Origin of the sequence: Mesorhizobium sp. M2A.F.Ca.ET.067.02.1.1 (genome assembly GCF_004023285.1) — a bacterium.
Taxonomy (GTDB): Bacteria; Pseudomonadota; Alphaproteobacteria; order Rhizobiales; family Rhizobiaceae; genus Mesorhizobium.
The window spans coordinates 1-1,277 of sequence record NZ_RZSB01001130.1 but is presented as its reverse complement, the minus strand read 5'-3'; the positions used below and the strand labels follow the sequence as shown (position 1 = coordinate 1,277).

1 protein-coding gene and 1 pseudogene are annotated in these 1,277 nt (G+C 62.5%); both read left to right on the top strand.

From position 1 onward, the window contains the following. Positions 1-609, top strand: a pseudogene (locus EOA28_RS36095) (tRNA uridine-5-carboxymethylaminomethyl(34) synthesis enzyme MnmG); the annotation flags it as partial. After that, the gene (gene rsmG / locus EOA28_RS36090; RefSeq protein ID WP_127252951.1) at positions 606-1,247 is read left to right on the top strand and encodes a 16S rRNA (guanine(527)-N(7))-methyltransferase RsmG; all 642 of its coding nucleotides are present in this window, start codon (positions 606-608) and stop codon (positions 1,245-1,247) included. The pseudogene EOA28_RS36095 and the gene rsmG, both read left to right, overlap by 4 nt. Positions 1,248-1,277 lie beyond the last annotated feature (30 nt).

Here is a 1,277-nt window from a genome sequence, read left to right as displayed (position 1 = left end):
TATCGGATGTTCACCTCGCGTGCCGAGTTCCGGCTTTCGCTGCGCGCCGATAACGCCGACGAGCGGCTGACGCCGCTGGCCGGGAAGCTGGGCATCGCGTCGCCCGAGCGGCTGAGGCGTTTCGGCGGGATGATCCAGAGGCTCGATGAGGCTCGTATCTTAGCGAAGTCGGTAGCCTGGACGCCGAACGAGGCGGCGCGGCACGGGCTGGAGATCAACAAGGACGGCGTGCGCCGCTCGGCCTATGAACTGCTGGCGCATCCGGGCGTCGACATGGCCTGGCTTACTCGTGTCGAGCCGCGTTTTGCCGCGCTTGACGCCAAGACAGCCGAGCGGCTTGAAACGGAAGCGAAATATTCGGTTTACCTCGATCGCCAGCAGGCGGACGTGGCGCAGATCAGGCATGAAGAGTCGAGGCTCATCCCGGAGGAGATCGACTTCTCGGATGTGCCAGGCCTGTCGAACGAGTTAAAGCAGAAGATGAAGACGCGCCAGCCGCGGTCGATCGCCGACGCGCAACGCATGGAAGGCATGACGCCGGCGGCGCTTGCCATCATCGTCGCGCATGTCCGCAATGCCGAGCTTGGCGCGCGAAGGTCCGTGGCGTGAGCGCGGATGCCTGGGCGGACCTGCAGAAAGCAGCAGGTCCGGTTTCACGTGAAACATTCGAGCGGCTTCGGGCTTTCGAACAGCTGTTCCTGAAATGGAACCGCAGCATTAATCTGGCGGCACCATCGACGCTGGACGATATCTGGCGCCGGCATATTCTGGACAGTGCCCAGCTTGCGCGAATCGCGCCCGCCGCAACGCGCTGGGTCGATCTTGGCTCGGGCGGTGGGTTTCCCGGATTGGTGCTCGGCTTCCTGCTCAAAGAACGTCCCGGCGCATCGATCGATCTTGTCGAAAGCAACCGCAAGAAGGCGTCGTTCCTGCAATCCGTCGTCGGACAGTTCGATTTGCCGGCGCGGGTCCTGGCGAAGCGCATCGACGACAGCTATCCGCTTGTTTCCACACCGGAAATTGTCACGGCTCGGGCGCTGGCGGCGCTCCCGGACCTGCTCGATCTGGCTGCGCCCTGGCTGATCAAAGGGGCGCGCGCGCTTTTCCATAAAGGCCGGGATTACCGGGCCGAAGTGGAAGAAAGCACTCACCACTGGACCTTCGATCTGGTAGAACATTCGAGCATGACCGATCCCCATGGCGTCATCCTCGAAATCAGCGACTTGCGTCCGGCGAAACAGCAATGAATTACTGGCATAGGCCCATGAGCACAGCAC